Genomic DNA, 6,012 nt, shown 5'->3' with positions numbered 1-6,012 from the left:
TCTTTTTTATAACCCACCCCCACACAACCCCCCGCGCGCGCGCCCGACCCCCCCCCCCGCTCCCGCGCCGGGGGCCCCCCTTTCCCCGCCCCCCCCATACCGGTGCCGTGGGGCGCTCAGTTGTGTCCGGAGTGCTCGCCGCCCGAGTGCTCACCGCCGGTGGGGTCGGTGTGACCGGTGTGCGAGCCGCCGTTCCCGCTGTCGGGCCGACCGCTGCCGGTGTGCCCGCCGTGCGACGCGCCGGTCTCGACATCCCCGCCGAGCCGGTCGCGGAGCGCCGTGACCACCTTCTCGTCGCCGCTGACGACCCACTTGCGGCCGACCAGATAGGCCCCGCCGTAGTCATTGGCCTCATTGATCCACTCGCGCTGGCCCCGGTCGGTCGCGAAGGTGCTCAGCACATACGCGCCGTCCTTCGTCTCGCAGTTGGCCTGCCGGATTTCCTTGGCGTCCGTGGAGACATTCGGCTTGCAGGAGACCTTGGCCGCGAGCTCCTCCAGGCTGCCCGTCGCCGTCTTGGGCACGTCAGCGGCCTTCTCGTCATCCGGGACACAGCCGGTGGCGGCCGTGACGACGGTGAGGGCGAGCGCGGCCAGGGCTATCGGGGCGGTGCTTCGACGTCGATCCGTACGCATCCGGCCATCCTGCCTGCTCACCCCTCCGGTGTCACCGGGCAACAGGGGTAACTGGCGGTAACGTGCCGCACGGAACACCCCCGCCCACGGGCGCGGGTCAGGGCAGCAGCAGCCAGTCCGCCGCGAGTGCCGCCACCAGGCCGGCGCCCAGCAGCCAGCTACCCAGCCTGGTACGGCCGTGGCGGCTCAGTTCGATGACCACTCCACACAGGATCATGGCCAGTCCGTAGACACCGACCACCAGTACGGACGTACGGCTGGCGAGCCGCACCGCGAGAACGGCGGCCAGGGTCACCAGCAGCGCGGACGCCACGACGATCCGTACCACGCGGGCCTGGCGGGGGGTCATGCCTGTGCGCTCCGGCAGGGTTTCCGGCTCATGCGATTCCCGGGCATCCAGGTCATCCGGAGCCTCCGACTCCGGTACCGGGGCTTCCTGGTCAGATGCGGTCATATCAACGGAGGGTACCCGGAGTGCCTCCCGCGGCCGATCACTGACCACCGATGACCGGCGATGACCGGCCGTTTAGGCTGTTCGCATGACGACCGGGGTTCGCCGCAGGATGGGCGTCGAAGAGCGCAGGCAGCAGCTGATCGGGGTGGCGCTGGAGTTGTTCAGCCACCGCTCCCCCGACGAGGTCTCCATTGACGAGATCGCCACCGCGGCGGGGATCTCACGCCCGCTGGTCTACCACTACTTTCCCGGCAAGCAGAGCCTGTACGAGGCAGCCCTGCGCCGTGCGGCCGACGACCTGGCGGCTCGCATCGTGGAGCGGCACGAAGGCCCGCTCGGCGGAAGGCTGCTGCGGGTGATGCACCGGTTCTTCACCTTCGTGGACGAGCACGGCCCGGGTTTCTCGGCGCTGATGCGCGGTGGCCCGGCGGTCGGTTCCACCCGGACCAACGCGATGGTCGAAGAGGTCCGGAAGGCCGCCTACGACCACCTCATGGCCCACCTGGGCGTCACCGACCCGTCGCCCCGGCTGTGCCTGGTGGTCCGTTCCTGGGTATCGCTCGCCGAGTCGACCGCGCTGATCTGGCTGGACGGCCGGGAGATTCCCCGGCGCGAGCTCGAACGGCAACTCGTACACGACTTCGTGGCCCTGGTCGCCGTACCCGCGGCATACGACCCGTACATGGCGGATGTGCTGGAGCGCCTGCTCGACGGTGAGCCGGCCGACGGCCCCTTCGCCGGGCTGATCAGCCGGATGGCGGCGCTGCTGCCGCAGACGGCGAGCCTGCCGGGGCAGCGCGCCTGAGCCGGCCAGCCTCTCTAGGGCCTGACCAACACTTGGCGTGCCTGCATCGCTAGCTGCGGCGCCCCGACTGCCACTTCCGCCGCCTCACCTTGAGCACGACGCGAGCGCGCCCGGTGCCTACGGCGCCGTTGCAGGCTCAACTACCCGTTCAACCAGGTCAGGGCATTACCTTCGCAGCCTGAGGATCATGCCTGGGAGCTCGCGCGGCATACCCAGTCGGGGAATAGAATGGGGTACACCCGGCAAATGGGTTAGGGGGGTCGGACAGGGCAGGCGTGCAATGGGCAAGCTCAGCGCAACGTGTGGTCAGTGCGGGGCCGAAACCCCGCCCACTGCCCGGTTCTGCCCGGCCTGCGGCAGCCCGCTTGTCGGCCCACCGTCCGAACCGCCCCCTCCGCAGTACTCCCACGAGATCCCGCAGGGCTTCTCGCAAGACGGCAGTTGGAATCCTGACCCCCCGCCCGAGCGTCCGGCCCACCCCCCGCGGGTGGATCACCCCCCAGGCAGCCAGGACCCGCGCCACGAGGATCCGCCGAGGCAACTGGTGGTGCCGACGGGCGGAATGGTGGAGGGACAAGTGCGCGGCATTCAGATGCGGTCCGAGCAGCGGGGGCAGTCGGACTACGAGTCCGTGTGGGCCTTCCGCGTGGAGCGCTACGACGCCGCGGGGCATCGGATGACGCTCGTGCCCGTCGAGATGCGCGGAATCTCGTTCGAGGGCGGACTCAACGAAGGCGACTGGGTTCGGGCCCACGGCAGGATGAAGGCTGGGACCTTCCGCGCCACACGGCTCGAGAATCTGACCACCGGCGCGGTCGTCCGCGCCAAGGGGACGCCGAAGGTGCTCCTCGTCCTTGCCGGCGTCTTCTTCACCGCCATCGCGGTGTGGATCGCCTGGGTGTTCTTCCAGATCATCACCGCGCCCACGGGGCCGCCTCCGGACTGGCCGCCCTGACCGCGCACGGAGGCAACGATGGGGATCGAAGAGTTCACGGCCGCGGACCTCGACCACCTCCAGCGCGCGGGGTTCGAGCCGCCCGACCCCGGCCCCGGAGCCCGCTTCACGGAGGCTCCCCCTGAACTACGCGGTCTCATAGGAGTCAGCAGCATCGGACGACTGCACAAGGATGCGTCCGCGCGCCTCGACTCGCGTGCGACCGGCAAGGACGACGCCGCTCCCCCCACCCGGGACCTGCTGGTCAGTCTGTACCAGTGCAAGGTTCCCCTCGCCTTCGAGGTGGGTGGGGAGTCCGGTCGCGCACGCATCCGGTTCGGGACGTGGCTGCCTGCCGGTGGCGCCCCGTCAACGGTCGAGCGGAACCGCCGTCTTCTGGAGACCTCGTTGCGGACGCTCTATCCGGTTCTGGACCTGACCGACGGCGAGGACCCGACATTCCCACCAGCAGCCGCCCCGTGGCCGTGTGGCGGATTCGTGCTCGGCGTGCCGACCTCCAAACCCCCGGACGAGAACGACGGCGTCCGCCAGATCGACCGGCTCCTGCGTGCGCTCGGCCACACCCGCTGGTCCGCGCTTGTCCTCGCCCAGCCCGTTGGCGAGGGTCTGATACGCAACCTCAAACTGCAAGTCATCAACCAAATGCGGAGGGCGCAGACCACCGCGAAGCTCGGCGGGGTACCGAGCCCTCTCGCCGACCACTACGTCGCTCTGCTCACCGCCCAGTTGAAGAGTCTCAGCGACGCCCAGGGCACCGGAGCCTGGCGTACCGCCGTGTACCTCCTGGGTGACGCGGAAAGTTACGCGCAGGTCGCCAGCCTGTGGCGAGGGCTGTTCTCCGGCGAGCGCTCACTGCCCGAGCCGGTGCGGGTCTGGGATCGCGAGGAGGTGCCCGCCCTGACCCAGGCCTGGGCGCTGCCCGACCCGCCCGCGTCGGCCGAAGGGGCTTCGGCAAGCCAGTACCAGCACCCCTTCCAGCACCAGTCGCTGCTCAGCTCCGCGCAGCTCGCGGCGTACGTGCACCTGCCCACTGTGGAAACCAGCGGGTTCTCCATCACGGAAGTTCCCGAGTTCGACGCCGTGCCCCCTGCCGTGCACGCCGACTCGTTGCTCGTCGGATCCGTTGTCGAACGACGGCGGGTCACTGCCATCCCCTACGGCATCCGTACGTCCCAGCTGACCCGCCACGCCTTCGTCACCGGCGTCACGGGCTCCGGCAAGACGAACACGGTGTTCCATCTGCTGCGCCTCGCCACCCGGCTCGGCATCCCCTTCCTGATCCTCGAACCCGCCAAGACGGAGTACCGCGTGCTGCTTCGGGACGAGGAAATCGGGAGCCGCCTCCAGATCTTCACCCTCGGCAACGAAACCGTCTCGCCGCTGCGCCTGAACCCCTTCGAAGTGCCCGAGGGGATTCCCGTGGCAGTTCACCTGGACCTGCTCCGGTCGGTCTTCAACGTCAGCTTCGGCATGTGGACCCCTCTCCCCCAGGTACTGGAGACCGCTCTGCACGGCGTCTATGCCGACCGGGGCTGGGACATCACCTCCGGAACCAACCGGCGCCTGGACGCGGACGGTGATCGCTCGCTCGCCTTCCCGACCCTCACCGACCTCGTGCGCAAGGTAGAGGAGCTGGTCCCCCGTCTCGGTTACGAGGAACGGGTCACCAGTGACCTGCGAGCAGCCCTGCGCACCCGGCTGAACAGCCTGCGGACCGGGGGCAAGGGCACGATGCTGGACGGCAGACGGCCCTTGTCAATGGACGACCTGCTTGGACGGCCTACCGTCCTGGAGCTGGAAGGCATGGGGGACGACGACGACAAGGCGTTCATGATGGGCCTGCTGCTCATTCGGCTGGCCGAACACCGCCGCGTTCAGGGCGACGTGGAGGGCTTGCGACACCTGCTCGTGATCGAAGAGGCGCACCGGCTCCTCGCCGGGGCCACGGCGGGCGGCAGGCGCGGCGACGAGGCGGAGGGAGACGTGAAGGGGAAGGCAGTGGAGACCTTCACCCACATGCTGTCCGAGATCCGCGCGTACGGGCAGGGAGTCGTGGTCGTGGACCAGGTCCCGACCAAGCTCGCGGCCGACGTGCTGAAGAACACCAACCTCAAGCTGGTGCACCGGGTCGTCGCCGGAGACGACCGGAAGCTGCTCGGGGCCAGCATGGCGATGAACCCTGCGCAGAGCCTGGCCCTGGCCACCCTGCCGATCGGTCGGGCCGCGGCGTTCAACGATGGCGAGGACGCCCCGCTGCTCATCCAGGTACCGCGGTCCAAGGGCGGTTCGGGCACCTGGCCGTCGCACCCGGAGGTACGAGAGCACATGGCCGCGCACAGCGCCTACGTGCCCCAGTCCGAGCTGCTCTCGGCATCGGCGGCGTGCGATCACCGATGCCTGGCCACGGAGCGGGCATGCGCGGCCGCGCGGGCCGCGGTGCTGGAGCCGACGGTGTTTCGGACGCTGGGCCGAGTGGCACTGTCGGCCGTCCTGAGCCCGGGCGGTCTGGAACGCACCTGGCAGGACATGGAGGCCACGGTCGAGCCACGCCGACCGCGTGACCTGGACCGTCGCTCCTTCCTCGGCTGCCTGGCCCGGCACGGCGCCTGGCACCTGGCCGACGTCCGCGGCGCCCGGGCCGGATGGACGTACAGAGAGGCCGGAGAAGTCGCGGCGCTGCTCGATGCCGCGCTGACGGGACACCTGGCGGGCAGACAGACCCTGGACGAGGTGGCCAGGCTCCGGTTGGTGCTGCTGGCCCTCCAGGGCGGCGGCCCGGGGCCCTTCGAGGGCTGCGGTCGTATCTGGGGCGGCAGACCGGGGCCGTGCCTGTGCGCTCTGCCAGTGGCCGAGCTGGTGGCGGAGGGAGCGTTCTCGGATATGTGGAAGGAAGCCCGTGAGGCCGACCGGGCCGCGCCGGAGGGACGCCGGGCGGCCGTGTGGGAAGTCTGCCAGGACGCCGCCTACCAGCTGGTGGAGCTGCCGGAGGACGACGGCTCGCCGGACCTGGCGACGCAGTTGCGGTGGACCGCCGACCGCACGGCCCTGTGCTTCGCACAGCAGATGTTTGCCGCCGAGACCTGGGCCCATCCGGCGACGGCCCGGCGAGCGCTCACGGAGCTACTGGGCCTGGCGGAACTCGCGGAAGGAACAAGGCGGTGAC

Annotated in this window: 5 protein-coding genes and 1 pseudogene; 4 read left to right on the top strand and 2 right to left on the bottom strand. The window is 70.1% G+C overall.

The features are described 5' to 3' along the window. Window positions 1–116 precede the first annotated feature (116 nt). Window positions 117–635, bottom strand: a complete 519-nt coding sequence (locus tag ACFWI9_RS03915; protein ID WP_387158891.1) for a hypothetical protein — start codon at window positions 633–635, stop codon at window positions 117–119. Window positions 636–732: 97 nt separating this feature from the next. Next, the gene (locus tag ACFWI9_RS03910; RefSeq protein WP_387158897.1) at window positions 733–984 is read right to left on the bottom strand and encodes a hypothetical protein; all 252 of its coding nucleotides are present in this window, start codon (window positions 982–984) and stop codon (window positions 733–735) included. Window positions 985–1,174: 190 nt separating this feature from the next. Here ACFWI9_RS03910 and ACFWI9_RS03905 point away from each other — a divergent pair, with 190 nt between their 5' ends. The 4 genes and pseudogenes from ACFWI9_RS03905 (at window position 1,175) to ACFWI9_RS03890 (ending at window position 6,011) form a co-directional block, all read left to right on the top strand. Continuing rightward, complete coding sequence (locus ACFWI9_RS03905; RefSeq protein WP_387158890.1) at window positions 1,175–1,894, top strand: TetR/AcrR family transcriptional regulator; 720 nt, start codon at window positions 1,175–1,177, stop codon at window positions 1,892–1,894. A 187-nt stretch (window positions 1,895–2,081) separates the two neighbouring features. Beyond that, window positions 2,082–2,255 (top strand): annotated as a pseudogene (locus ACFWI9_RS03900) (zinc-ribbon domain-containing protein); the annotation flags it as partial. Window positions 2,256–2,381: 126 nt separating this feature from the next. Continuing rightward, window positions 2,382–2,849: a hypothetical protein gene (locus tag ACFWI9_RS03895; RefSeq protein WP_387158898.1), complete on the top strand. Its 468-nt coding sequence runs from the start codon at window positions 2,382–2,384 to the stop codon at window positions 2,847–2,849. Window positions 2,850–2,867: 18 nt separating this feature from the next. Further along, on the top strand, window positions 2,868–6,011 hold the full coding sequence (locus ACFWI9_RS03890; protein ID WP_387158889.1) for an ATP-binding protein: 3,144 nt from the start codon (window positions 2,868–2,870) through the stop codon (window positions 6,009–6,011). Window position 6,012: the final 1 nt, after the last annotated feature.

Source organism: Streptomyces sp. NPDC127084 (assembly GCF_042724175.1).
Classification (GTDB): Bacteria; Actinomycetota; Actinomycetes; order Streptomycetales; family Streptomycetaceae; genus Streptomyces.
The sequence above is the reverse complement of the archived record's forward strand: the minus strand, read 5'-3'. Positions and strand labels throughout refer to the sequence as shown.